Below are 23,966 nucleotides of genomic sequence, written 5' to 3' on the forward strand. Positions count from 1 at the left end.
GGGACTCCCCCCAATAAGAGGTGAATCCTCTGCACGGCCCAACCAGGGCCGTTAAGTACGTTCTGGCTATGAAGTTGCTGAGTGCTGCTAGCTCGCCATGCGGCGGGCGGCGTCCTCGATGCGGTCCGCGATGGAGCCGTTGATGACCTCGTCACCGACCTGCACCCGGATCCCGCCGACGACCTCGGGGTCGACGTCGAGGTTGAGGTGCATCGTGCGGCCGTACAGCTTCGCCAGGGCGGCGCCCAGGCGCTGCTTCTGCACGTCGCTCAGCGGCACCGCCGAGGTGACGACGGCCACGATGCGGTCGCGGCGCTCGGCGGCGAGCTTGGACAGGGAGTCCAGGCCCGCTTCCAGGCTACGTCCCCGCGGCGCGGTCACCAGACGCGTGACCAGACGGACGGTGGCCGCGTCGGCCCGGCCGCCGAGCAGGCTGCGCAGCAGCTCGCCCTTGGCCGAGACGGTGGCCTTCCGGTCCGTCAGCGCGGCGCGCAGCTCGGTGTTGCCGGAGACGATCCGCCCGAAGCGGAACAGCTCGTCCTCGACGTTGTCGAGCGTGCCGGCGCGCTGTGCGGCGGTGAGGTCGGCGGTGTTCGCCAGCTCCTCCAGCGCGTCCACCAGGTCGCGCGACTGCGACCAGCGCGAGCGCACCATGCCGGCCACCAGGTCGGCGGCCGTGCCGCTGACCTGGGCGCCGAGCAGACGCTGGACCAGTTCGGCCTTGGCCTCGCCGGCCTGCGCCGGGTCGGTGAGGACCCGACGCAGCGACACCTCGCGGTCGAGCAGCGCGGTGACGGCCGCCAGCTCGTCGGCGAGCTGCGCCGCGTCCACGGACGTGGCGTCGGTCAGCGCGTCGAGACGCTCGCGTGCGGCTGCCAGTGCCTCGCGGCTCGCTCCGTTCATCGCGCGGCCTCGGCCTTCTCCTCGAGCTCGCCGAGGAAGCGGTCGATCACGCGGCTCTGCCGGGCGTGGTCCTCGAGGGACTCGCCGACGAGCTTGCCGGCCAGCTCGGTGGCGAGCGTGCCGACGTCCTGGCGGAGCGCCTGCGCGGCGGCCTTGCGGTCGGCCTCGATCTGGGCGTGGCCGGCCGCGACGATCTCCTCGCGCTGGCGCTGGCCCTCGGCCCGCATCTCGGCGATCAGCGCGGCACCCTGCTCCTGCGCCTCCTGGCGCAGGCGCGCGGCCTCGTGCCGGGCCTCGGCGAGCTGGGCCTTGTACTGCTCGAGGACGCTCTGGGCCTCGGTCTGCGCGGCCTCGGCCTTCTCGATACCGCCCTCGATGGCCTCGCGGCGCTCCTCCAGAACCTTGTTGATGTTCGGGAGGAGCTTCCAGGCAAGGAAGCCGAAGACGATGACGAAGGCGATAAGGCCGATGACAAGCTCGGGGATCGGCGGGACGAGGGGGTTCTCCATATCCTCGGCCGCAACCGTGAGCAACGGGCTCATGTGTGTGCCTTTCGTCTAGTCGGCTGGTCTGGCTTCGGAGATCAGTAGCCGTAGACGAACGGCATGACCAGACCGATCAGGGCGAGCGCCTCACAGAAGGCGAAGCCGAGGATCTGGTTGGCACGGATCAGGCCGGCGGCCTCGGGCTGGCGGGCCAGGGCCTGGGTGCCGTTACCGAAGATGATGCCGACGCCGACGCCCGGGCCGATCGCGGCGAGGCCGTAACCGATGGAGCCGAGGGAGCCTTCAACAGCAGCAAGGGTCTGCATGCCAGTTCTTCCTTTTCTTTACGGACCGGTGGGGGTTGGCCACCGGACGATCTGTGGAGGTGGGAGGGCAGTGGCTCAGTGGTGCTCGGCCATGGCGCCCTGGATGTAGGTGCAGGTCAGCAGGACGAACACGTAGGCCTGCAGCGCCTGGATGAACAGCTCGAAGGCGGTCATCACTACAGTCATGACGAACGAGACACCCGCGTAGGCGATCCCGATGCCGTTCAGCAGGTACCAGCTGGCGATCGTGAAGAGCAGCAGCAGGGTGTGCCCGGCGAACATGTTGGCGAACAGTCGCACGGCGTGGGTGAACGGGCGGATCAGCAGGTTCGAGAAGAGCTCGATCAGCATGGCCAGCGGGAGCACCGCGCCGAGCGACTTGTCGTAACCGGTGACGTTCTTGAAGAAGCCGACGAAACCGTGCCTCTTGAAGGTCAGCGACACCCAGGTGACGTAGACGATCCCCGCGAGGGCCGCCGGGTAGGAGATGATCGCGGTGACCGGGAAGGCGGCCACCGGGATGATCGCCCAGAGGTTCATCATCCAGACGAAGAAGAACAGCGAGACGACGAGCGGGACGTACTTCTCGCCTTCCTTCTTGCCGATCGTCTCGTAGACGACACCGCGCCGGATGAAGTCGTAGCCGGCCTCGGCGACCATCTGGAGCTTGCCCGGGACGACCTTCGGCTTGCGGAAGGCGGCCCAGAAGAACCCGACGATGACGACGGAACCCAGCAGCGCCAGCAGCATCGTCTTGTTGAAGTACAGGTTGCTGTCCCCGTCTCCCCACAGGGGCTCGAACAGGAACGAGTGCAGGCCGGGAGAGGGAAAGCCACAGCCGTCGAAGATGTGGCAGTCGGTCTCGAAGGCGAGCACCTGCGTCGGGTCAGCACTCACCGCGGGCTCCTTCAGCGTGGCGCATAGGTACGGCAACCTCGTTGTGTCGGCGCGGCGTACGGCCGCGGTTCGGCACGGGACTGGTGTTACGGATGTGGGGGCGGCTGGGGGGCATCTCGCCTCGCGATGGAACAGGCGTCAGCTCGGATGCCCGCGCCCGCGATGCCGCAGTTGGCACCGGACGATAGCAGGATCTCTCAGGCGTCTTTATCCCGGCCCTACCCCTCACGACGAGTGCCCCGATTTTTCGGGTTCGACGTAGAGGATCTTGGCCTTCATATGCGCCCGCGTCTGTGCCGCGATCCAGGCAAGAGTGCCGGCGAGCAGGGTGAACGCGAACGCCTTCGGGTGGAACAGCGTGGTGTTCTTGAACGCGGCCATGAAGATGAACAGCAGAAGAATCTGGGCCGCGTAGAGCATCAGTCCCATCGCCTGGAACAGATGCGGAAGCGATTTGGCGGTGCGCTGCAGGACGTAGAGACCGAGCCCCATGAAAAGGATCACGATGACCGTCGCCACGACGGCGCCGATCGCTCCTTTTCCACCCGCGACCACACCGCTGACGACGGCGGCGATCGCGCCGACGGCGGCTGTGGGCACAGCGGCCTGGGCAAGGATCCGGACGTCGTTGGACGGCATGGCGGCAACTCCGCTTTCAACGGGGGGCAGGGGTGTCGTCATGGACGAGCGTAGTCCCGGCGCGAGGCGGTCAGACCTCGGCGAAGGGCCCATCGCACTGGGGTCCTTCGGCTCTGTCCGGGGTTCTCGTGAACCGTATCACAAACTATTTGATGAGGTCTTTACCTGGTTGGTGTGCTGGCTGTCACACGTGAGAGTGACAGTGCGCGTCTGAGCGAGAACCGAGACCTCTTGTCTGGTATTGGCCCGATTCGCTCCCCCATGAATGGGCAATGCTCTAGTCAGATTCTTACCTTGACCGAGGACCCACGGCCGACGCCCCATTGACACCGGACACCCCGGCGGCCACCGGCGTACGCGCCTCCTCCTCGTCCGCCGGGACCGTCTCCACCACCCCGGCGACCGGCCGGCGCCGCCGGTACCGCGGCGGTACGAAGGACTGCGCCCACATCGGGGCGCGCGGCGTGAACCGGGGCAGCAGAAGCAGCACCAGGCCGATGGCGCTGAGGAACACGATGCCGAGGACGATCCACATGGACGCCGAGTTGACGGAGTAGGCCAGCGCGCCGAACGCGATCAGCGCCGACCAGAAGTACATGATCAGCACGGCGCGGCTGTGGGAGTGGCCGATCTCCAGGAGGCGGTGGTGGAGATGGCCCCGGTCCGCCGCGAACGGCGACTGGCCGCGCCAGGTGCGCCGTACGATCGCCAGGATCAGGTCGGCCGCCGGGATCGCGATGATGGTCAGCGGCATCAGCAGCGGGATGTACACCGGCACCATCTGGTGCACGGAGTTGCGCTCGGACCCGGAGAACAGCTTCATCACATCGGGGTCCACCTGACCGGTGACCGAGATCGCGCCCGCCGCCAGCACCAGCCCGATCAGCATCGACCCCGAGTCGCCCATGAAGATCCGCGCCGGGTGCATGTTGTGCGGCAGGAAGCCCAGGCACATGCCCATCAGGATCGCGGAGAACAGCGTCGCGGGCGCCGCGGCCTCGATGTTGTAGCCGTACCAGATGCGGTAGGCGTACATGAAGAACGCCGCCGACGCGATGCACACCATGCCGGCCGCGAGCCCGTCCAGCCCGTCCACGAAGTTCACCGCGTTGATCGTGATCACGACCAGCGCCACCGTCAGCAGCGTGCCCTGCCACTGGGTCAGCGCGACGGTGCCGACACCCGGGATGGGCAGCCACAGGATCGTCAGACCCTGCACGACCATCACGCCCGCGGCGATCATCTGCGCGCCCAGCTTGATCAGGGCGTCGATCTCGAACTTGTCGTCGAGGACGCCGATCAGCCAGATCAGCGCGGCCCCGGACAGCAGCGCGCGCGGCTCGTTCGACCGCTCGAAGACCTCGTTGAGGTTGGTCAGGTGGTCGGCGACCAGCAGACCCGCGCACAGACCGAAGAACATCGCGATCCCACCGAGCCGTGGAGTGGGCTCCCGGTGCACGTCACGCGCCCGGATCTCCGGCATCGCCCCGGCCACGATCGCGAACTTGCGTACCGGCCCCGTCAGCAGATACGTCACCGCGGCCGTGACGCACAGCGTCAGCAGGTATTCACGCACGGGCTTCCCCACAGGTCTCGCTGGCCATCTCAGCCTCACACCCTAGCGACGGCCGCATACGGTTGGGGACTTCCGGGTAGCCAGGATGGTTGCACGCAAGGCTGTGAGTACCCCGGGTAACCGGCTCCCAAGGGGTACGGACACCGGCTCGGACCCGTTCAGTCAGGGTACGGCGGGAACGCCGCCGTCAGGTCCCGCACGTCCTCCCGGACCCGCTTGGCGTCGGCCTCCTCCCGCAGTACGCCCGCCATCAGGGCCGCGATCCGCGCCATCTCGGCCTCCCCCATGCCCTGCGTGGTCACCGCCGCGGTGCCCAGGCGCAGGCCGCGGGCGTCCGCGTGGGGCAGGGCGCAGCAGTCCAGGACGATCCCGGCGGCCACCAGCCGGCCCCGCGCGGTGCGGCCGTCGACGCCCAGCGGGGACGGGTCCGCGGTGATCAGATGGGTGTCGGTACCCCCGGTGGTGACCGCCATCCCCTCGGCCGCCAGACCGGCGGCGAGCGCTCGCGCGTTGGCGACCACCTGATGGGCGTACGCGGCGAACGCCGGTGTCGCCGCCTCGCCGAACGCGACCGCCTTCGCGGCGATGGTGTGCATCTGCGCCCCGCCCTGGGTGAACGGGAAGACGGCCCGGTCGACGCGCTCGGCCAGGTCCGCGCCGCACAGCAGCATGCCGCCGCGCGGGCCGCGCAGCACCTTGTGCGTCGTGGCGCACACGATGTCGGCGTACGGCACCGGGCTGGGCGCCGCGCCACCCGCGACCAGCCCGATGGGGTGCGCGGCGTCGGCGATCAGACAGGCGCCCACCTCGTCGGCCACGGCCCGGAAGTACGCGTGGTCGATGTGGCGCGGATAGGCGATCGAGCCGCACACGATCGCCTTCGGCCGGTGGGTGTGGGCGAGGGTGCGCATCTGGTCGTAGTCGATGAGGCCGGTCTCGGCGTCCACCCCGTAGGGGACGAAGTCGAACCAGCGGCCGGAGAAGTTCGCGGGCGAGCCGTGGGTGAGGTGGCCGCCGTGCGGCAGACCGAGGGCCAGCACGGTGTCGCCGGGACGCAGCAGCGCCGCGTAGGCGGCCAGCACGGCCGACGAGCCGGAGTGCGGCTGGACGTTGGCGTGCTCAGCGCCGAACAGCTCCCTCGCCCGGTCCACGGCGATCCGCTCGGCCACGTCGACGATCTCGCAGCCGGAGTGGTGCCGGGCACCCGGATAGCCCTCCGCGTACTTGTTCGCCAGGGGCGAGCCGAGCGCGGACAGCACGGCCGGCGAGGTGAAGTTCTCGGCGGCGATCAGCTGCAGCGTGCGCGCCTGCCGCGTCCGCTCCGCGTACAGGATCTCGGCCAGTTCGGGGTCCTGCCGGCGCAGGACGTCGGTTTCGAGGGTGTGACTGACCGTCATGGTGCACTCCGGACGCGTCGACGCTGACGTACGTCCAATGTAGGCCGGTACGTCACGTGTCGCCCGTGTTCTTCACCCGGTCCGGGCCGGCACCCCGGTCAGTGCGGTCACCACCGGATCCAGTGCCTGGTGTATCTCGTCCCCGATCGACCGGAAGAACGTCAGCGGCGCCCCGTAGGGGTCGTACACCTCGTCCGCCTCGGCGGTGGGCGCCAGCAGCCAGCCCCGCAGCGCAGCGGCGGCCCGCACCAGGGCTCGCGCGCGGACGACCACCCCGTCCTCCAGCGGCGGCAGCGTGGTCGGGTCTATGGCCCTCACCAGCCGGGTGAACTCCTTCAGGGTGAAGGTCCGCAGCCCCGCCGAGTGCCCCATGGAGATCACCTGCGCCCGGTGGTCGCGGGTGGCCGTCAGCACCAGGTCCGCCATGATGACGTGCTCGTCGAGCAGTTCGCGCCCCACGAACCCGGAGGCGTCCGCGCCGAAGTCGGCGAGCACGGTCTCCGCGTGCGACTCCATGGGCGCGCCCTCGTGCCCCCAGGTGCCGGCGCTCTCCACGATCACCGCGCCGCCGAGCATGCCGAGCCGCTCCGCCACGAAATGGCGGGTCAGCCGCTCGGTGATGGGCGAGCGGCACACGTTGCCGGTGCTGACGTGCAGGATGCGGAAGCAGTCGCGCGGCAGCCCGACGAAGGTCGTCGTGATCTCCGCGGCCCGTTCCCCGCCGCCTATGCCACGCCCCGCGTCAGGGGCTGTCAATTGGCCACCTCGAGGTCGGGTACCACCTTGCGCAGATCGTCGGCGGAGATGGCCCCCTCGCGCAGCAGCAGCGGCACCTCGCGGCTGACGTCCACGATCGACGAGGGGACGTTGCCGGGGGTGGGGCCGCCGTCGAGGTAGACGGAGACGGAGTCGCCGAGCATGCCCTGCGCCTCGTCGCAGTTCTCCGGCGCGGGGTGGCCGGTGAGGTTGGCAGAGGACACGGCCATCGGGCCGACCTCGGTGAGCAGCTCGATGGCGACGGGGTGCAGCGGCATGCGCACGGCGACGGTGCCCCGGGTGTCGCCCAGGTCCCACTGCAGGGACGGCTGGTGCTTGGCGACGAGCGTGAGAGCGCCCGGCCAGAACGCGTCGACCAGCTCCCAGGCCAGCTCGGAGAAGTCGGTGACCAGGCCGTGCAGGGTGTTGGGCGAGCCGATCAGCACGGGGGTGGGCATGTTGCGGCCCCGGCCCTTGGCCTGCAGCAGGTCGCCGACGGCGTCCTTGGCGAAGGCGTCGGCGCCGATGCCGTAGACCGTGTCCGTGGGCAGCACCACGAGCTCGCCCCGGCGGACGGCGGACGCGGCCTCGCGCAGACCGGTCACACGGTCGGTCGCGTCGTTGGTGTCGTATCGCCGAGCCATAACTAGCGGGCCTCCTCGTACACGTACTGCGGGATCGAAGTGGGGGTGGTCACGGCAGCGCCTTGCGCGCGGTCGCGAAGCGCGGCCGGTTGTTGAGATCGGGGTGGTCGGCCGCGTCGGCCCAGCCCCGCTCCTCGGTGAAGATCCACGGCACCTGGCCGCCCTGGGTGTCGGCGTGCTCGATGACGACGACGCCGCCGGGCCGCAGCAGGCGGTGCGCGGTGCGTTCGATGCCCCGGATCAGGTCGAGGCCGTCCTCGCCCGAGAACAGCGCCAGCTCGGGGTCGTAGTCGCGGGCCTCCGGGGCGACGTACTCCCACTCGGTGAGCGGGATGTACGGCGGGTTGGAGACGACCAGGTCGACCTGGCCGTCGAGGTCGCGGAAGGCGTCCAGGGCGTTGCCCTGGCGCAGGTCGACCCGGGAGCCGGCCATGTTCTTGCGGGTCCACACCAGGGCGTCCTCGGAGAGCTCCACGGCGTGCACCCGCGAGCGCGGGACCTCCTGGGCGAGCGCGAGGGCGATGGCGCCGGAGCCGGTGCACAGGTCGACGATGCAGGGCTCGACCACGTCCATGGCGCGCACCGCGTCTATGGCCCAGCCGACCACGGACTCGGTCTCGGGCCGGGGCACGAAGACGCCCGGCCCGACCTGGAGCTCCAGATAGCGGAAGTAGGCCCGCCCGGTGATGTGCTGCAGCGGCTCGCGCTGCTCGCGCCGGGCGATGACCTCCCAGTACCGGGCGTCGAAGTCGGAGTCCTTCACGCTGTGGAGTTCGCCGCGCTTGACGCCGTGCACGAACGCGGCGAGCTCCTCCGCGTCGGTGCGCGGCGAGGGCACGCCGGCGTCGGCCAGCCGCTGGGTGGCCTGGGCCACCTCCGCGAGCAGCAGGTTCACGCGAGTCCTCCGTGTCGTACTGGTTCGTGCGTAGGGGGGTCCTCAGGGTCCTTACGCGGCCGCGAGCTTCGCCGCCGAGTCCGCGTCGATGCACGCCTGGATCACCGCGTCGAGTTCGCCGTCCAGGACCTGGTCCAGGTTGTACGCCTTGAAGCCGACGCGGTGGTCCGAGATGCGGTTCTCCGGGAAGTTGTAGGTGCGGATCTTCTCGGAGCGGTCGACGGTGCGGACCTGGCTTCGGCGGGCGTCGGCGGCCTCCCTCTCCGCCTCCTCCTGCGCCATGGCGAGCAGCCTGGAGCGCAGGATACGCATCGCCTGCTCCTTGTTCTGCAGCTGGCTCTTCTCGTTCTGGCAGGAGGCGACGACCCCGGTGGGGATGTGCGTGATGCGCACGGCGGAGTCGGTGGTGTTGACGGACTGCCCGCCGGGCCCGGAGGAGCGGTAGACGTCGACGCGCAGGTCGTTCGGGTTGATCTCGACGTCCACCTCCTCGGCCTCGGGGGTGACGAGGACGCCGGCGGCGGAGGTGTGGATGCGGCCCTGGGACTCGGTGGCGGGGACGCGCTGCACGCGGTGCACGCCGCCCTCGTACTTCAGCCGGGCCCAGACGCCCTGCCCGGGCTCCAGCTGGCCGCGGGCCTTCACGGCGACCTGGACGTCCTTGTAGCCGCCCAGCTCGGACTCGGTGGCATCGATGATCTCGGTCTTCCACCCGACGCGCTCGGCGTACCGCAGGTACATGCGCAGCAGGTCCCCGGCGAACAGGGCGGACTCGTCGCCGCCGGCGCCCGCCTTGATCTCCAGGATGACGTCCTTGTCGTCGCTCGGGTCGCGCGGGACGAGCAGCAGGCGGAGCTTCTCCGTCAGCTCCTCGCGCTGTTCGGTGAGGTCCTTGACCTCGGCCGCGAAGTCCGGGTCGTCGGCGGCGAGTTCGCGGGCGGTCTCGATGTCGTCGCCGGTCTGCTTCCAGGAGCGGTAGGCGGCGACGATCGGGGTGAGCTCGGCGTAGCGCTTGTTGAGCTTGCGCGCGTTGGCCTGGTCGGCGTGGACCGAGGGGTCCGCGAGCTTCTTCTCCAGGTCAGCGTGCTCGGTGACCAGTTCCTCGACGGCCTCGAACATCTTGGGGCTCCTGTGTGCGTACGGGGGGTGAAGTGGCGGGCGACCAAAAACGCCGGTCCCGGACGCACCCCGGGCGGGGGCGCGGCCGTGGACCGGCGAAAAGGGGCTCGCTACTTCTTGGAGCCGGCGGCAGCCTTGCCGAAGCGGGCCTCGAAGCGGGCCACACGGCCACCGGTGTCGAGGATCTTCTGCTTGCCCGTGTAGAACGGGTGGCACTCGGAGCAGACCTCGGCACGGATGGTGCCGGACTCGATGGTGCTCCGGGTGGTGAACGACGCGCCGCAGGTGCAGCTGACCTGCGTCTCGACGTACTCGGGGTGGATGTCGCGCTTCAAGGTGTCTCCTAGGTTTCGGGAGGGCGCCGGGTCGCCGTCGCGGGCTGCGAGAGCGTGAACCGGAGCCGACGTACCAGTCTGCCAGGACTGGCGCCATCAGCCCAAACCGGGGGGTGGGCGGAAGTATTCCCGGCGCCGGCCCGGGGAGCCCGGGCAGCCGGCCGTGCCCGCACTGGGGTGCCCGTGCAGGTACGGCCCCTCCCCCTCAGGGGGTGGCCACGCCCCGGGCGTCGCCGGTGGCCGTGCCCTCGGTCGCCGTCCCGGGGACCGGCCGGTCGTGCTTCAGGGCCGTCCAGACCTGCCGGGCCTTGGCCGGGACGACGACGACGCGGTTGGGGTCGTCGGCGTCGTAGCGGACCGGCAGGGTGATCATGGTCATGTTGTCGGCGCCGATGCCTTTCAGGCCGTCCGCGAAGGACATCAGGGAGGTGACCGAGCCGAGGTCGGAGTCGGTGGTGACGGCCTTGGTGGCCGCGTCGGCGAGGTCGTACAGCTTCTTGGGGCTGGTGAGCACGCCGATGTGGTCGACCCGCTCGATGAGCGCCTTGACGAAGGCCTGCTGCAGCTGGATGCGGCCGAGGTCGGAGCCGTCGCCCACACCGTGCCGGGTACGGACCAGGCCGAGGGCCTGCTCGCCGTCGAGGGTGTGGGTTCCGGCCTTCAGCCTCAGGTGGCTGTCGGGGTCGTCGATGTCCTTGGTGGTGGTGATCTCCACGCCGCCCAGTTCGTCGATCAGCTTCCGGAAGCCGGAGAAGTCGACCTCCAGGTAGTGGTCCATGCGGATCCCGGTGAGCGACTCGACCGTCTTGACCGCGCAGGGCGCGCCGCCGGTGGAGTACGCCGAGTTGAACATCACCCTGCGGGCCGCGTCGTGGGTGACACCGCGGACGTCCGTGCACTCGGGGCGGTCGATGAGCGTGTCGCGGGGGATGGAGACCACGGTGGCCTTCTCACGGCCCTCGTACACGTGGACGACCATCGCGGTGTCGGACCGGGCGCTGCCGTCGTCGGGGCCGCCGCCGAGCTCCTTGTTGGCGCCGGAGCGGGTGTCCGAGCCGAGGACCAGGATGTTCTCGGAGCCGTTGCCGGGCTTGGCGGGGCGGTCGGTGCCCAGCACCTGGTTGATGTCGACGCTGGTGATGTTGCCGTTGAGCTTGAGGTACAGGAAGCCGGCGCCGGCCCCGCCGAGCACGACGACGCCCGCGGCCACCCAAGCCGCCACCGCCAGGCTCCCCCGCCTGCCCCGGGCCTTGCGGCGGCCACGGGAGCGGTGACGACGTATGCCGGGCTCCGGCGTGCTCTTGGCGGACATGTACACCTCGGGTTCCCTACGGCTCCATCTTCACTCCGTCCACTGAGACGGGCGCGGCGGGCAGGGGGTTGCACATCCCCACATGTCTCCCCTGTAGCGATTGGCACAGGAAACGACGGGAACGCACGGGAAACGCACAGCGGACCCACAGGAAGGGCCGCCCCGGGAGATCCCGGAGCGGCCCTCGGTGCCCTGGACGGGCGTGGTGGCGGGGTCAGCCGAACAGGTTGAAGCCCTGCCAGCCCCAGCCGACCTTGACGCGGGTGCTGCCCGTGAACGGCATGGAGGCGACACCGCGGCCGGGGTACAGCCACAGGTTGCCCGAGCCGTCCCGGGTCACCAGGTCGGCCTTGCCGTCGCCGTTGACGTCACCGGTGGTGACGTAGGCGTTGAAGTTCCAGCCCCAGCCGGCCTTGACCCGGCTGCCCAGCGGCCAGCTGCCCACACCGCGGCCCGGGTAGAGCCACAGGGTGCCGGAGCTGTCGCGGGCCAGCAGGTCGGGCTTGCCGTCGTTGGTGTAGTCGCCCTTGCCGAAGATGGTCAGGGCGCCCCACCCCCAGCCGGCCTTGATGCGGGTGCCGAAGAACCCGTTGCCCTTGCCCGGGTACATCCACAGGTCGCCGTTGTTGTCCTGGGCGAGCAGGTCGGGCAGACCGTCGCCGGACAGGTCGCCGGGAACGACGATGTTCTTCATGACGTTCCAGCCGCCGCCGATGCGGAGCGTCTCGTAGCTGTCGACGCCGTTGAAACCGAAGAAGTACAGCGAGCCGTCCGGGGTGCGGATCAGGTAGTCCTGATACGTGTCCCGGTTGAGGTCGGCCTGACGGACCAGGTTGACGCCGCTCCAGTCGCCGAGCGAGTAGCGGTTGCCCAGCGTGGCGCCGGGACGCGCGTAGTACTCGAACGCCTCGCCGCCGGACGTACGGGCGAACAGGTCCGCCAGTCCGTCGAAGTTGAGGTCCGTGTCGTCGACGCGCTCGTTGATCGCGCCCACGTAGGAACGGGTCTTGGCGTAGACGCTGTACGCGCCCGACTCCACACAGTCCTCGACGCCCCACGACACCACGCCCGCGATGCGGCCGTTGACCACCAGCGGGCCACCGGAGTCACCGTTGCACGGCGAGACCGTACCGGCGTCCTGGCCGGTGGCCGGGTCGCCGGCGCAGGCCATCTGGCCGGGCACGAAGTCGGCGCCGTAGTACGACGTGCAGGCGGAGTCCGCCTGCATCGGCACGGACGCCTTCTTCAGCGTCAGCGAGATGTCGTCGCTGGTGGAGCTGGTGCGCCCCCAGCCGTAGACGGTCGCCGGGGTGCCGGACTTGTACGAGACGGTGTCGGAGCTGGACGTCACCTGGAGCGTCTTGTACGGCAGCGGCCTGTCCAGCGTCAGCACCGCGAGGTCGCCGCCGGTGACGGTGGCGAGGTCGAACGTCGGGCTGACCCACTGGCGTGCCACGTTGGCGACCTGGCCGCCGTGCAGATCACTGCCGTCCGGCAGCTGGCTGGTGCCGGCCAGGATGGCGCCCTTGTTCCTCCAGTCCAGCCCGTACACGCAGTGCGCGGCGGTGAGGACCTTGGCAGGGGCCACCAGCGTGCCACCGCAGAAGTAGCCCTCGTCGTCGGAGGTGTCCGCGGTGCCCTTGTCGTCGTAGTAGTGCAGCTGCACCATCCACGGCGCCTCGGAGATGCTGGCCTGCGTACCACCGATGATCTTCGGATCGACGGTGGTCGAGGTGGACGCAGAGGGGCTTGCGTCGGCCTCGGGCTCGGCCGCCGGGGTGGTGCTGTCCTCCTTCAGCGCGGCCTGGGCGCCCTCGATCCGCCGGAGGAGTTCGGCCTGGGAGGCGCCGGCCGGCTTCTGCGCGGCCCGGGGGGCCGGAAGCGGAGCCGGGTCGGTCGCCTCGGCCGGAGCCGCCGTGAGCACCGCACTTCCCAGCGCGAGTGCGGCGGCGGCCGCCGGAAGAGCTCTGCGGGCTCTTCGAGAGGTAGATGTCACTCAGGATCTCCTGTCGCAGTAAGGATGCTTGCAGGAGAGAGAAGGACCCACGGGCGGGCATGACCGAACTCCGTGGGCGTATCAGAAAATACGTTCCCCCCCACTACAGGCCGCCGATCCTACAAGGCCCCCGTACGACGGAAGTCCCGCCCCTCACCTGAAGTGAGGAGCGGGACTCCCTGTAACGGCCGGGCCGTTGGGCTGTGGCTCAGTCGCCGTTGCCCGGGGTCGGCGTCGTCTTCTGGATCTGCATCAGGAACTCGACGTTCGACTTGGTCTGCTTCATCTTGTCGAGGAGCAGCTCGATCGCCTGCTGCTGGTCGAGCGCGTGCAGCACCCGGCGCAGCTTCCAGACGATGCCGAGCTCCTCGGCGCCGAGCAGGATCTCCTCCTTGCGGGTGCCGGACGCGTCGACGTCCACCGCGGGGAAGATGCGCTTGTCGGCGAGCTTCCGGTCGAGCTTGAGCTCCATGTTGCCGGTGCCCTTGAACTCCTCGAAGATCACCTCGTCCATGCGGGACCCGGTGTCCACCAGGGCGGTGGCGAGGATGGTCAGCGAGCCGCCGTCCTCGATGTTGCGGGCCGCACCGAAGAAGCGCTTCGGCGGGTACAGGGCGGTCGAGTCGACACCACCGGACAGGATGCGGCCGGAGGCCGGGGCGGCCAGGTTGTAGGCACGGCCCAGACGCGTGATCGAGTCGAGCAGGACGACCACGTCGTGACCCAGCTCCACCAGTCGCTTGGCGCGCTCGATGGCGAGTTCGGCGACCGTGGTGTGGTCCTCGGCCGGGCGGTCGAAGGTCGAGGAGATGACCTCGCCCTTGACCGACCGCTGCATGTCGGTGACCTCTTCCGGACGCTCGTCGACGAGGACGACCATCAGGTGGCACTCGGGGTTGTTGTGGGTGATCGCGTTGGCGATCGCCTGCATGATCATGGTCTTGCCGGTCTTCGGCGGGGCCACGATCAGACCGCGCTGGCCCTTGCCGATGGGCGAGACGAGGTCGATGATGCGGGTGGTCAGGACGCCGGGGTCCGTCTCCAGCCGCAGGCGGTCCTGCGGGTAGAGCGGGGTCAGCTTGTTGAACTCCGGTCGGCCGCGGCCGTGTTCGGGCGCCATGCCGTTGACGGAGTCCAGGCGCACCAGCGCGTTGAACTTCTCGCGGCGCTCGCCCTCCTTGGGCTGGCGGACCGCGCCGGTGATGTGGTCGCCCTTGCGCAGGCCGTTCTTGCGGACCTGGGCGAGGGAGACGTACACGTCGTTCGGGCCGGGCAGGTAGCCGGAGGTCCGGATGAAGGCGTAGTTGTCGAGGATGTCCAGGATGCCCGCGACGGGGATCAGGACGTCGTCCTCGGCGATCTGCGGCTCGTTGACCTCGTCGCGGCCACGGCGGCCACGGCGGTCGCGGTAGCGGCCGCGACGGCCCCGGCGGCCGCCCGCCTCGTCGTCGTAGCCGTCGTCCTGCTGGCGGTCCTGGCGGCCGCCGCCCTGCTGCTGGCCCTGCTGCTGACCGCGCTGCTGGCCCTGCTGGTCGTCGCCCTTGCCGCGGCGGTCACGGTCCCGGCCGCGCTCGCGGCGGTCGCGGCGGCGGCCCTCGGCCTCGCCGGCGTCGCTCTTGCCGTCGGCCTTGGCCTCGCCCTGCGGCTGCTGGGCGGGCGTCTCGGCCTTCGTCTCGGTCCTGGCCTCGGCGGTGACCGTCTCGGTGGCGGTGCCGCCCGGGGCACCCGCCTCGGCGGTGGCCCGGCGCCGGCCCCGACGCTCGGCGGGTGCCTCGGTGTTCGTCGGCTGGGGCTGGCCGGGGATCTCGATCTGCTGCTGGGCCGCGGCCTTCTCGGCCGGCGCCTCGGCGGCCTTCGCCGCGGCCTTCTTGTCGGCCTTGTCGGCGCTCTCCTCACCCGTACGGGTGCGCGAGGTGGCGCGGCGCTTCGGCTTGGTCTCGGCGGCGGCGTCGGCCTGCGGGGCGGCGGCGCCGCCCGCGGCCTGCGCCTCCTTGATGACCTCGATCAGCTGGCTCTTGCGCATCCGCGCGGTGCCCCTGATTCCGAGGCCGGATGCGACCTGCTGCAGCTCGGCCAGCACCATGCCCTCGAGGCCGGTACCGCGGCGCCGCCGGGAGCCGGCACCGGTGGCAGGCGCGGAGGCGTCCGTGGCGGGCGCGGCAGCGGTCTCCTCGACACGTGCGCCCATCAGATCGGTGGTGTCGCTCACGAAGGGTCCTTCCCTGGAGCGGACGTCGGCCTGTCTGGCTCGGCGACCGGTTGTGCTGTCCGGATCCGGTCCTTGCTGTGCGGACGGAGCCGGGGCGGTGGTCCGCCAAAGCGGCGGAAGAGAATTTCTGGTGACGGCGCTTCCCCGACGAGCCGTGGCACCCGGTGTCAGTGTCACGTGGCGCGGTCGCACCGATTCCGGAGCGTGCCCTGGGGACCGCTCAGCGTCGCTGTACGGCGTACTGCCCAGGTACGTCGTACGGAACGCAGTGCGACTCGGGGAGCTCCCGGAAGAATGTCTGTCCCGGACGGGGACACGAGGCACCTCGCCATGGTGGGGTCGGGTGCAGACTTGAGGTTAACACTACCGGATCCAACAAACATTCCCCCTCTCCAAATCCGGCAACCGCGGCCTTTCAGCTGTCACCGGAAGCCGTGCCGCCGGAGACCGTGTCGCCGGAACCGCCCTCACCGGACCTTTCCCCCGTCGTTCGTCCGCCGGCGACCGCGCCGCCGGCGCCCTGCTCACCGGTGGTCCTGTCGCCGGGCGGGGCCAGCGGCAGGACGCTCGCGCCGCGCAGGTCCAGGCTCAGCCGGTTGGCGGCCCAGTCGGTGCCGGCCAGCGCCTCGACCTTGGCCGCGGAATCCGCGTCGGCCAGCGCCATCACGGTCGGTCCGGCACCGGAGATCACCGCGGGGACCCCGTCGGCGCGCAGCCGCTCCACCAGCGCCGCGCTCTCCGGCATGGCGGGGGCGCGGTACTCCTGGTGCAGGCGGTCCTCGGTGGCGGGCAGCAGCAGCTCGGGACGCCTGGTCAGGGCCTCGACGAGCAGTGCGGCGCGGCCGGCGTTGGCGGCGGCGTCCACATGCGGCACGGTGCGCGGGAGCAGGCCGCGCGCCGTTTCGGTGAGTACCGGCTTCCCGGGCACGAAAACCACCGGAACGATGGAATCCGAGGGGTCCATCCTGATCGCCCGCGCGGCGCCCGCCTCCATCCAGGAGAGGGTGAAGCCGCCGAGCAGACAGGCCGCGACGTTGTCGGGGTGACCCTCGATCTCGGTGGCGAGCTCCAGCAGCGCCGCGTCGTCGAGCCGGGACTCGCCGCCTATGGTCACGGCGCGCGCGGCGACGATGCCGGCGCAGATGGCGGCCGAGGAGGAGCCGAGGCCGCGGCCGTGCGGGATGCGGTTGGCGCAGACGATCTCCAGGCCGCGCGGCTGGCCGCCCAGGGCGTCGAAGGCGGCTCGCAGGGAGCGGACGAGGAGGTGCTTCTCGTCGCGCGGCAGCGTCTCGCTGCCCTCGCCCGCGATGTCGATGTGCAGCCCGGAGTCGGCCACCCGGACGACGACGTCGTCGTAGAGCCCCAGCGCGAGGCCGAGGGCGTCGAAGCCCGGGCCGAGGTTGGCGCTGGTGGCGGGGACGCGCACCCGGACGGCGGCGGCGCGGAACGCTGGACCGGCCATCGCTCGTTGACTCTCCTTGAGCTGCGGAACTGTCGAATGACATTCGATACGTACGGGAGACACCCGGAACGCCCCGGGACGGCGCCGTACTGCGGCACAGCGCGAGGCACGGCGGCATGTGCGAGCGAGGCACATGCGGCGGGCGGGTTCCTCCCAGCCTATCGAAGGAAGGTTCTGTGGCGACATAGGGCGCACAGGAGGCGCACGATGCGTGTCGTAAGCCCCCTGTGCCCCCCTTGTGGGGATTACCCCGTCAGGCGAGCCCCAGGCGCTCGGCCGCCGTCGCCGCGTCGACCGGTACGGTGACCGGCTGCGGGGCGCCGGCGACCGCCCAGTCGGGGTCCTTCAGACCGTTGCCGGTGACCGTGCAGACGATGCGCTGGCCCGGGTCGACCTTGCCCTGCTCGGCCGCCTTGAGCAGGCCGGCCACCGACGCGGCGGACGCGGGCTCCACGAAGACGCCCTCCTGTGCGGCCAACAGCCGGTAGGCGCGCAGGATCTCACGGTCCGTCACCTCGTCGATGAGGCCGCCGGACTCGTCCCGCGCCGCCAGCGCGTACTGCCAGGAGGCGGGGTTGCCGATGCGGATGGCGGTGGCGATGGTCGACGGGTCCTTGACGACCTCGCCGCGCACGATCGGGGCGCTGCCGGAGGCCTGGAAACCCCACATCCGGGGCGTCCTGGTGGACACGCCGTCGGCGGCGTACTCCCGGTACCCCTTCCAGTACGCGGTGATGTTGCCCGCGTTGCCGACCGGCAGGACGTGGATGTGGGGCGCGTCGCCGAGCATGTCCACGATCTCGAACGCGGCGGTCTTCTGACCCTCGATACGCACCGGATTGACCGAATTGACCAGCGCCACGGGATAGTTGTCGCTCAGCGCGCGGGCCAGCGTGAGGCAGTCGTCGAAGTTGCCGTCGACCTGGAGGATCTTGGCACCGTGGACGAGCGCCTGGCCCATCTTGCCGAGCGCGATCTTGCCCTGCGGGACGAGCACGGCGGACACCATGCCCGCGCGCACCGCGTACGCGGCGGCCGAGGCGGAGGTGTTGCCGGTGGAGGCGCAGATGACCGCCTTGGCCCCCTCCTCCTTGGCCTTGCTGATGGCCATGGTCATGCCCCGGTCCTTGAAGGACCCGGTGGGGTTCGCGCCCTCCACCTTGAGGTGGACGTCGCAGCCCGTGCGCTCGGAGAGCACCTGCGCGGGCACGAGCGGCGTACCGCCCTCGCGGAGCGTCACGACCGGCGTGCCGTCGGACACCGGGAGCCGGTCCCGGTACTCCTCGATGATTCCGCGCCATTGGTGGGTCATTGCTGGTTACTCTCCTTCAACCCGCATGATGCTGGCGACACCCCGCACGGTGTCGAGCTTGCGCAGCGCCTCGACGGTCCCGTTCAGGGCGGCGTCGGAGGCCCGGTGGGTGACGACCACGAGGGACGCGTCGCCGACCCCGTCCTGCCGTCCCTGCTGCCGAACCGTATCGATGGACACCCCGTGCTCCGAGAACACGGTGGCGACCTGGGCGAGAACACCCGGTTTGTCCGCCACGTCCAGACTGATGTGGTACCGCGTGACGACCTCGCCCATGGGCGAGACGGTCAGCGCGGCGTACGCCGACTCGCCGGGCCCCGTCGCCCCGCTGAGCCGGTTGCGGCAGACGGCGACGAGGTCGCCGAGGACGGCGGAGGCCGTGGGCGCGCCGCCGGCGCCGGGCCCGTAGAACATCAGCTGGCCCGCCGCGTCCGACTCGACGAACACCGCGTTGTACGCCCCTCGCACGGAGGCGAGCGGGTGAGTGAGCGGAATCATGGCCGGGTGCACGCGGGCGGTGACCGAGCCGCCGTCCTTCGCCCGCTCGCAGATGGCGAGCAGCTTGATGGTGCAGCCCATCTCCTTGGCGGAGGCGAAGTCGGCCGCCGTCACCTCGGTCATGCCCTCGCGGTAGACGTCGTCGAGGCGCACGCGCGTGTGGAAGGCGATCCCGGCGAGGATGGCCGCCTTGGCGGCCGCGTCGAACCCCTCGACGTCGGCGGTCGGGTCGGCCTCGGCGTACCCCAGGGCGGTCGCCTCGTCGAGGGCCTCCTGGTAGCCGGCGCCCGTGGTGTCCATCTTGTCGAGGATGAAGTTGGTCGTCCCGTTGACGATGCCCATCACCCGGTTGATCTTGTCGCCGGCGAGCGACTCGCGCAGCGGCCGGATCAGCGGGATGGCGCCGGCGACGGCCGCCTCGTAGTAGAGGTCCCTGCCGTGCTCGCCGGCGGCGGCGTGCAGGGCGGCCCCGTCCTGGGCGAGCAGGGCCTTGTTGGCGGAGACGACGGAGGCGCCGTGCTCGAAGGCGGTGGTGATGAGGGTCCGGGCGGGCTCGATCCCACCGATGACCTCGACCACCACGTCGATGTCGCCGCGTTTGACGAGGGCGGTGGCGTCGGTGGTGACCAGCGCGGGGTCGATACCCTCACGCACCTTGGAGGGCCGCCGCACGGCCACGCCCGCCAGCTCGACGGGGGCACCGATCCGGGCGGCGAGGTCGTCGGCGTGCGTCGTCATGATGCGCGCCACCTCTGAGCCGACCACTCCACAGCCCAGCAGCGCCACCTTCAGCGGACGCGTACGCATCATCCGACCTCGTTTCCTCATACCGTCTAGGTTGAACCAGTCTCACCCACCGGACCGGAGTTTCTATCCCCGGTCCGGATCGTGAGACGTCTATTTCATTTTCGCGGGCGCGGTGCGCAGGAGATCTTCCACGCGTCTTCTCCGGAGGCCTTCCGGGGGCGCTCCTCGGTCAGCCGGGACGCTCCCGGGGCGGGCCCGGGGTCGCTCCCGGTCATCCGACGTCGAGACGCAGGAGGTCCTCCTCCGTCTCACGGCGGACGATCACCCGCGCCTCGCCGTCGCGCACGGCGACGACCGGCGGGCGCAGGACGTGGTTGTAGTTGCTCGCCATGGACCGGCAGTACGCGCCCGTCGCGGGTACGGCGACGAGGTCGCCCGGCGCCAGGTCGGCGGGCAGGAACGCGTCCCGCACGACGATGTCGCCGCTCTCGCAGTGCTTGCCGACGACCCGGGTCAGCATCGGCTCGGCGTCGGAGCTGCGGGAGACCAGCGCGACGCTGTACTCGGCGTCGTACAGCGCGGTCCGGATGTTGTCCGACATGCCGCCGTCGACGGAGACGTAGGTGCGGAGGTGATCGAGGGGCTTGATCGTGCCGACCTCGTACAGCGTGAAGGCGGTCGGCCCGACGACGGCTCGCCCCGGCTCCACCGAGATCCGGGGCGTGCGGAGCCGGGCGGACTCGCACTCGCGCGTCACGATCTCGGTGAGCGCCTTGGCGATCTCGTGCGGCTCACGCGGGTCGTCGTCGCTGGTGTACGCGATGCCGAGGCCGCCGCCGAGGTCGATCTCGGGCAGCTCGACGCCGTGCTCGTCCCGGATCTCCTTCAGCAGCCCCACGACCCGGTGGGCGGCGACCTCGAAGCCGGACATGTCGAAGATCTGCGAGCCGATGTGGGAGTGGATCCCGATCAGCTCGATCCCGTCCAGCCGCAGCGCCCACCGCACCGCCTCGGCGGCCTGCCCGCCGGCCAGCGGGATGCCGAACTTCTGGTCCTCGTGGGCGGTGGCGATGAACTCGTGGGTGTGCGCCTCGACCCCGACGGTGACGCGGATCTGCACGCGCTGGCGCTTGCCGAGTTCCTGCGCGATGTGGGCGACGCGCACGATCTCCTGGAAGGAGTCGAGCACGATCCGCCCGACGCCGGCCTCGACGGCCCGGCGGATCTCCGCGACGGACTTGTTGTTGCCGTGGAAGGCGATCCGGTCGGCGGGCATGCCGGCCGACAGCGCGGTGGCCAGCTCGCCGCCCGAGCAGACGTCGAGGTTCAGCCCCTCCTCGTGCAGCCAGCGCACCACGGCCCGGGACAGGAACGCCTTGCCGGCGTAGAAGACGTCGGCGTCCTGACCGAAGGCGGTGCGCCAGGCGCGGGCGCGGGAGCGGAAGTCGGTCTCGTCGAGGACGTAGGCCGGCGTGCCGAACTCCTCGGCGAGCCGCCGGACGTCGATCCCGCCGACGGTGAGCACGCCCTGGTCGTCCCGGGTGACCGTCTCGGCCCAGACCTTCGGGTCGAGGGCGTTCAGATCGGCGGGCGGGGCGGTGTAGTGCCCCTCGGGCAGGACGTCGGCGTGGCGGGGCCCGGCGGGGTGTGCGGAACGGCTCATGACTTCGTGGGGCTCTCTGTGGGCTCTGGCACGCGGTGTCTTCTCGTCTTCCCCGCTGTGCTCAGAGGTGGTCGGGTGCGTCGATGCCGAGCAGGGACAGGCCGCCGGCCAGCACCGTCCCGGCGGCTTCGGCGAGGGCGAGCCGGGCACGGTGGGCGGCCGAGGGTTTCTCCGCCCCGCGGGGCAGGACGGTGGGCAGGAAGGTGAGCGTCGCGTCGGCGACCGCCACCAGGTGGCGGGCCAGGCGGGAGGGGGCGGCGGGGTCGGGGGCACCACCCGTGCCGTCCGCGCCGCCCGCAGGGCGGGGGTGGGTGACGGCGGAGGCGAGGAGGCGGGGGTGGTCGGCGAGGAGGGGGAGGAGGAGGGAGTGGGGGGTGCTGTGCTCGGCGTACTGGCCGGGCGCGGCCTGCTCGATGCCCGCGGCTTGCTCGATGCGCTGGGCTTGCTCGATGCGCTCGGCTTGTTCGGCGGAGCCGAAGGGAAGGTCTTCGGCGGAGCCGAGGTCTGCTGCGAAGCCCAGGTCGGCGGCGTTGCGGCTGACGGCCCGGGTGCGGGCGTGGGCGTAACGGACGAGGAAGAGAGGGTTGCTCTCGCGCTGCACCAGGTGCTCGGAGGTGATCCGGGGCCGGTCGTGCGGGGCGGGGTGCAGCAGCGCCCAGCGGGCGGCGTCCGGGCCGAGCGGTGCGGGGTCCTCGGGCGCGGGCACGGGCCGCAGAGTCACGGGTTCACGGTGATCGACCTCGACACGCCCGCCCTGCGAGCCGATGAGGCGGGCCAGTACGTCGGCCAGCACCTCGGCGCGTACGTCATAGGGGACGCGCACCGGGAAGACCTGCCCGGCGAGGCGGTCGCTGTGGCCGTAGCGCGCCCCGTCCCGCAGCACCGTCCGCACCAGCTCGGCGTCGGCGGCGCGGTCGAGGCGGATGTTCAGGAACCCGGGTCCGGTGATCTCGACACCGGCGACACCGGCGGCACCGTCGAGATACGGCCGCAGCACCTCGGCGACCCGAAGCGGGGGCTGCCCGGCGGGCCGGGCGAGCTGCAGGGCGACATTGGTCGCGTAGTCCCCGCACCCCCCGGGCCCCGGCGGCGTGACGGACACCCGCGCGGGAAGCGCCGGCACCTCCACACACAGCTCACCGGCCTCGACGGCACGCCGGACGGCGTGCAGCACGGTGCGGGAGAGCTCGACGGGGGTCACGGGACAAGCGTATGGGAGGAGGGGGGTGGGTAGGCGAGCCGGTTTACCCGGGGTCCCGGGATGTGGACGTGTCCTGCGCCACGGGTGCCGTAGGGAGGGAGACCGGCCGGCAGGGGGTGCCCGGCGGGCGCACCGGGCGAGGGAGAGTCACCCGACGTTCCTGTCCTTACCTACCCCTCGACGGTGAGCCGCCCGGGCTCGCTCCCCTCCCCCAGCACCGGCTCACCTCGCTGACCGCCCGTCCGCTCCATCAGGCGCCGAACGACCTCGACGAGTTCCGCCGGCTCGAACGGCTTGGCGAGGAACGCGTCGACACCCACTTCGAGGCCGGCGTCGACCTCGTACTGGGTGCAGGCGCTGACGATGGCGAGCGGAAGATCACGGGTCCGGGGGTCGGCGCGCAGACGAGCGGCGGTCCGCAGCCCGTCCATGCGGGGCATGACCACATCGAGGGTGACGGCATCGGGCTGCACCTGATGCACGACGTCCAGGCACTCGGCACCATCAGCCGCGGTCACGACCTCGAACCCCTCCAGTTCGAGATTGACCCTGATCAGCTGGCGGATGACCTTGTTGTCGTCCACGACAAGCACCCGCCCCGACGCGCCCGGCACAACTCGAGAGTAGGTCCGGACCGGCCACCGCGTCCGGGTTTTCCCCACTTCCGCCCCCTGCGGGGGACCCGACCCCCGGAAACCCGTTCATGACCACCCCGGAGGAGCTGGTAGTGTTCTACCCGTCGCCGCGAGCAACAAGCTCCACACCGACACGCCCCCGTAGCTCAGGGGATAGAGCAACGGCCTCCGGAGCCGTGTGCGCAGGTTCGAATCCTGCCGGGGGCACTCGCCAGTCAGCCAGCAAGAACCAGGGTCTGACCAGGGCGAATGCCGACATAAGAGAGCGGGAGTCAGTCTCACTGACTCCCGCTCTCTCTCGTTGTCTCTCAGCGTTCGCGACACACCTCGCCTCGCGCTTTCATGAAGCGGGCTGTCCGGCAGGCGGTCAGCAAAGCAGAAAGTACCTCTGACCAGCAAGAATGAGGGGGGAAACGCTGGCTCAAAGACCGCTGCCGACCACATCACCACCGCCGAACTGGCCCTCGCCCAGCTACCGAAGCACTACCGGCGAGGGCGCCAGACGCTGATCCGCACGGACTCCGTCGGCGGCACTCATGACTTCGTGTCCTGGCTCGCGAAACGAGGCCGATGGCTGTCCTACTCGGTCGGCATGGTGATCACCGAAGCAATCCACGAACACGTGCTGAAGATCCCCGCCTCAGCCTGGACCCCAGCCGTCGAGACCAACGGTGAGACCCGTGACGGGGCCTGGATCGCCGAGCTCACCGGCAAGCTCCTGGACTGCTGGCCCAAGGGCATGCGACTGATCATCCGCAAGGAACGGCCCCATCCTGGCGCCCAGTTGAGGATCACAGACGCGGACGGCATGCGGATCACGTGCTTCGCGACCAACACTCCTGACCGGCCGATCGCCACCCTCGAGCTCCGTCACCGGCTGCGGGCCAGGGCCGAGGACCGGATCCGGGCCGCCCGGTCCACCGGCCTACGCAACCTGCCCCTGCACCACACCGCGCAGA

General features: G+C 70.7%; 21 protein-coding genes, 1 tRNA gene and 1 pseudogene. 2 read left to right on the plus strand and 21 right to left on the minus strand.

The genetic code is table 11. From position 1 onward, the window contains the following. Positions 1 to 87 precede the first annotated feature (87 nt). The 21 genes from AC3ET3_RS24610 to AC3ET3_RS24710 all read right to left on the minus strand — a co-directional run bounded on the left by AC3ET3_RS24610 (position 88) and on the right by AC3ET3_RS24710 (position 23,034). Positions 88 to 903 carry a F0F1 ATP synthase subunit delta gene (locus AC3ET3_RS24610; protein ID WP_432134117.1) on the minus strand — a complete coding sequence of 272 codons (816 nt, stop codon included), beginning with the start codon at positions 901 to 903 and terminating at the stop codon, positions 88 to 90. Continuing rightward, positions 900 to 1,445, minus strand: a complete 546-nt coding sequence (locus AC3ET3_RS24615) for a F0F1 ATP synthase subunit B (RefSeq protein WP_432134116.1) — start codon at positions 1,443 to 1,445, stop codon at positions 900 to 902. The genes AC3ET3_RS24610 and AC3ET3_RS24615 overlap by 4 nt, the downstream gene beginning before the upstream one ends. 41 nt (positions 1,446 to 1,486) lie before the next feature. Beyond that, positions 1,487 to 1,714: an ATP synthase F0 subunit C gene (gene atpE / locus AC3ET3_RS24620; protein WP_398859966.1), complete on the minus strand. Its 228-nt coding sequence runs from the start codon at positions 1,712 to 1,714 to the stop codon at positions 1,487 to 1,489. A gap of 75 nt (positions 1,715 to 1,789) precedes the next feature. Next, positions 1,790 to 2,611, minus strand: coding sequence for a F0F1 ATP synthase subunit A (atpB, locus tag AC3ET3_RS24625; RefSeq protein WP_432134115.1), 822 nt, complete (start codon positions 2,609 to 2,611; stop codon positions 1,790 to 1,792). 225 nt (positions 2,612 to 2,836) lie between these two features. Then, entirely contained in the window at positions 2,837 to 3,250 is a 414-nt protein-coding gene (locus AC3ET3_RS24630; RefSeq protein WP_432155911.1) for a Cg1360 family ATP-synthase-associated protein, read from the minus strand. A gap of 289 nt (positions 3,251 to 3,539) precedes the next feature. Further along, positions 3,540 to 4,826 carry an MraY family glycosyltransferase gene (locus tag AC3ET3_RS24635; RefSeq protein ID WP_432134114.1) on the minus strand — a complete coding sequence of 429 codons (1,287 nt, stop codon included), beginning with the start codon at positions 4,824 to 4,826 and terminating at the stop codon, positions 3,540 to 3,542. 158 nt (positions 4,827 to 4,984) lie between these two features. After that, positions 4,985 to 6,223, minus strand: coding sequence for a serine hydroxymethyltransferase (locus tag AC3ET3_RS24640; protein WP_432155832.1), 1,239 nt, complete (start codon positions 6,221 to 6,223; stop codon positions 4,985 to 4,987). A 72-nt stretch (positions 6,224 to 6,295) separates the two neighbouring features. Further along, on the minus strand, positions 6,296 to 6,979 hold the full coding sequence (locus tag AC3ET3_RS24645) for an arsenate reductase/protein-tyrosine-phosphatase family protein (protein ID WP_432134112.1): 684 nt from the start codon (positions 6,977 to 6,979) through the stop codon (positions 6,296 to 6,298). After that, complete coding sequence (locus tag AC3ET3_RS24650; RefSeq protein ID WP_435612899.1) at positions 6,976 to 7,623, minus strand: L-threonylcarbamoyladenylate synthase; 648 nt, start codon at positions 7,621 to 7,623, stop codon at positions 6,976 to 6,978. Before AC3ET3_RS24650 ends, AC3ET3_RS24645 begins: the two co-directional genes overlap by 4 nt. A gap of 49 nt (positions 7,624 to 7,672) precedes the next feature. Further along, entirely contained in the window at positions 7,673 to 8,518 is an 846-nt protein-coding gene (gene prmC / locus AC3ET3_RS24655) for a peptide chain release factor N(5)-glutamine methyltransferase (RefSeq protein WP_432134110.1), read from the minus strand. A gap of 51 nt (positions 8,519 to 8,569) precedes the next feature. Further along, positions 8,570 to 9,637: a peptide chain release factor 1 gene (gene prfA, locus AC3ET3_RS24660; RefSeq protein WP_432134109.1), complete on the minus strand. Its 1,068-nt coding sequence runs from the start codon at positions 9,635 to 9,637 to the stop codon at positions 8,570 to 8,572. 110 nt (positions 9,638 to 9,747) lie between these two features. Then, the gene (rpmE, locus tag AC3ET3_RS24665) at positions 9,748 to 9,972 is read right to left on the minus strand and encodes a 50S ribosomal protein L31 (protein WP_019326867.1); all 225 of its coding nucleotides are present in this window, start codon (positions 9,970 to 9,972) and stop codon (positions 9,748 to 9,750) included. A 205-nt stretch (positions 9,973 to 10,177) separates the two neighbouring features. Beyond that, positions 10,178 to 11,284, minus strand: a complete 1,107-nt coding sequence (locus AC3ET3_RS24670) for an LCP family protein (RefSeq protein ID WP_435612900.1) — start codon at positions 11,282 to 11,284, stop codon at positions 10,178 to 10,180. Between the two features lie 214 nt (positions 11,285 to 11,498). Next, a complete protein-coding gene (locus tag AC3ET3_RS24675) occupies positions 11,499 to 13,280 on the minus strand; it encodes a trypsin-like serine protease (RefSeq protein WP_432155834.1) in 1,782 nt (593 codons plus the stop codon). Positions 13,281 to 13,488: 208 nt separating this feature from the next. Continuing rightward, a complete protein-coding gene (gene rho, locus AC3ET3_RS24680; RefSeq protein WP_432134106.1) occupies positions 13,489 to 15,489 on the minus strand; it encodes a transcription termination factor Rho in 2,001 nt (666 codons plus the stop codon). 415 nt (positions 15,490 to 15,904) lie between these two features. Further along, positions 15,905 to 16,951: a homoserine kinase gene (thrB, locus tag AC3ET3_RS24685; RefSeq protein ID WP_435612901.1), complete on the minus strand. Its 1,047-nt coding sequence runs from the start codon at positions 16,949 to 16,951 to the stop codon at positions 15,905 to 15,907. A gap of 253 nt (positions 16,952 to 17,204) precedes the next feature. Then, positions 17,205 to 18,263: a threonine synthase gene (gene thrC / locus AC3ET3_RS24690; RefSeq protein WP_432134104.1), complete on the minus strand. Its 1,059-nt coding sequence runs from the start codon at positions 18,261 to 18,263 to the stop codon at positions 17,205 to 17,207. 6 nt (positions 18,264 to 18,269) lie between these two features. Further along, positions 18,270 to 19,568, minus strand: coding sequence for a homoserine dehydrogenase (locus AC3ET3_RS24695; RefSeq protein WP_432134187.1), 1,299 nt, complete (start codon positions 19,566 to 19,568; stop codon positions 18,270 to 18,272). A 211-nt stretch (positions 19,569 to 19,779) separates the two neighbouring features. Next, the gene (gene lysA / locus AC3ET3_RS24700) at positions 19,780 to 21,171 is read right to left on the minus strand and encodes a diaminopimelate decarboxylase (protein WP_435612902.1); all 1,392 of its coding nucleotides are present in this window, start codon (positions 21,169 to 21,171) and stop codon (positions 19,780 to 19,782) included. Positions 21,172 to 21,232: 61 nt separating this feature from the next. Further along, positions 21,233 to 22,372: an ArgS-related anticodon-binding protein NrtL gene (gene nrtL, locus AC3ET3_RS24705; protein WP_435612903.1), complete on the minus strand. Its 1,140-nt coding sequence runs from the start codon at positions 22,370 to 22,372 to the stop codon at positions 21,233 to 21,235. 170 nt (positions 22,373 to 22,542) lie between these two features. Then, entirely contained in the window at positions 22,543 to 23,034 is a 492-nt protein-coding gene (locus tag AC3ET3_RS24710) for a response regulator (RefSeq protein WP_435612904.1), read from the minus strand. 108 nt (positions 23,035 to 23,142) lie between these two features. Between AC3ET3_RS24710 and AC3ET3_RS24715 the strand changes: the two genes are divergently transcribed. Together AC3ET3_RS24715 and AC3ET3_RS24720 are read left to right on the plus strand one after the other, a co-directional pair. Further along, positions 23,143 to 23,214, plus strand: a tRNA-Arg gene (locus AC3ET3_RS24715). 199 nt (positions 23,215 to 23,413) lie between these two features. Next, positions 23,414 to 23,966: pseudogene (locus AC3ET3_RS24720) on the plus strand (transposase); the annotation flags it as partial.

The sequence above is a fragment of the Streptomyces sp. bgisy159 genome (assembly GCF_057707805.1).

Excerpts from the sequence above, each read along its gene's own strand:
- thrC (WP_432134104.1), bottom strand. The coding sequence starts at position 18,263 with ATGACCCACCAATGGCGCGGAATCATCGAGGAGTACCGGGACCGGCTC.
- AC3ET3_RS24650 (WP_435612899.1), bottom strand. The coding sequence starts at position 7,623 with ATGGCTCGGCGATACGACACCAACGACGCGACCGACCGTGTGACCGGT.
- prfA (WP_432134109.1), bottom strand. The coding sequence starts at position 9,637 with ATGTTCGAGGCCGTCGAGGAACTGGTCACCGAGCACGCTGACCTGGAG.
- thrB (WP_435612901.1), bottom strand. The coding sequence starts at position 16,951 with ATGGCCGGTCCAGCGTTCCGCGCCGCCGCCGTCCGGGTGCGCGTCCCC.
- AC3ET3_RS24695 (WP_432134187.1), bottom strand. The coding sequence starts at position 19,568 with ATGCGTACGCGTCCGCTGAAGGTGGCGCTGCTGGGCTGTGGAGTGGTC.
- AC3ET3_RS24615 (WP_432134116.1), bottom strand. The coding sequence starts at position 1,445 with ATGAGCCCGTTGCTCACGGTTGCGGCCGAGGATATGGAGAACCCCCTC.
- AC3ET3_RS24630 (WP_432155911.1), bottom strand. The coding sequence starts at position 3,250 with ATGCCGTCCAACGACGTCCGGATCCTTGCCCAGGCCGCTGTGCCCACA.
- AC3ET3_RS24610 (WP_432134117.1), bottom strand. The coding sequence starts at position 903 with ATGAACGGAGCGAGCCGCGAGGCACTGGCAGCCGCACGCGAGCGTCTC.
- AC3ET3_RS24640 (WP_432155832.1), bottom strand. The coding sequence starts at position 6,223 with ATGACGGTCAGTCACACCCTCGAAACCGACGTCCTGCGCCGGCAGGAC.
- AC3ET3_RS24670 (WP_435612900.1), bottom strand. The coding sequence starts at position 11,284 with ATGTCCGCCAAGAGCACGCCGGAGCCCGGCATACGTCGTCACCGCTCC.
- lysA (WP_435612902.1), bottom strand. The coding sequence starts at position 21,171 with ATGAGCCGTTCCGCACACCCCGCCGGGCCCCGCCACGCCGACGTCCTG.
- atpE (WP_398859966.1), bottom strand. The coding sequence starts at position 1,714 with ATGCAGACCCTTGCTGCTGTTGAAGGCTCCCTCGGCTCCATCGGTTAC.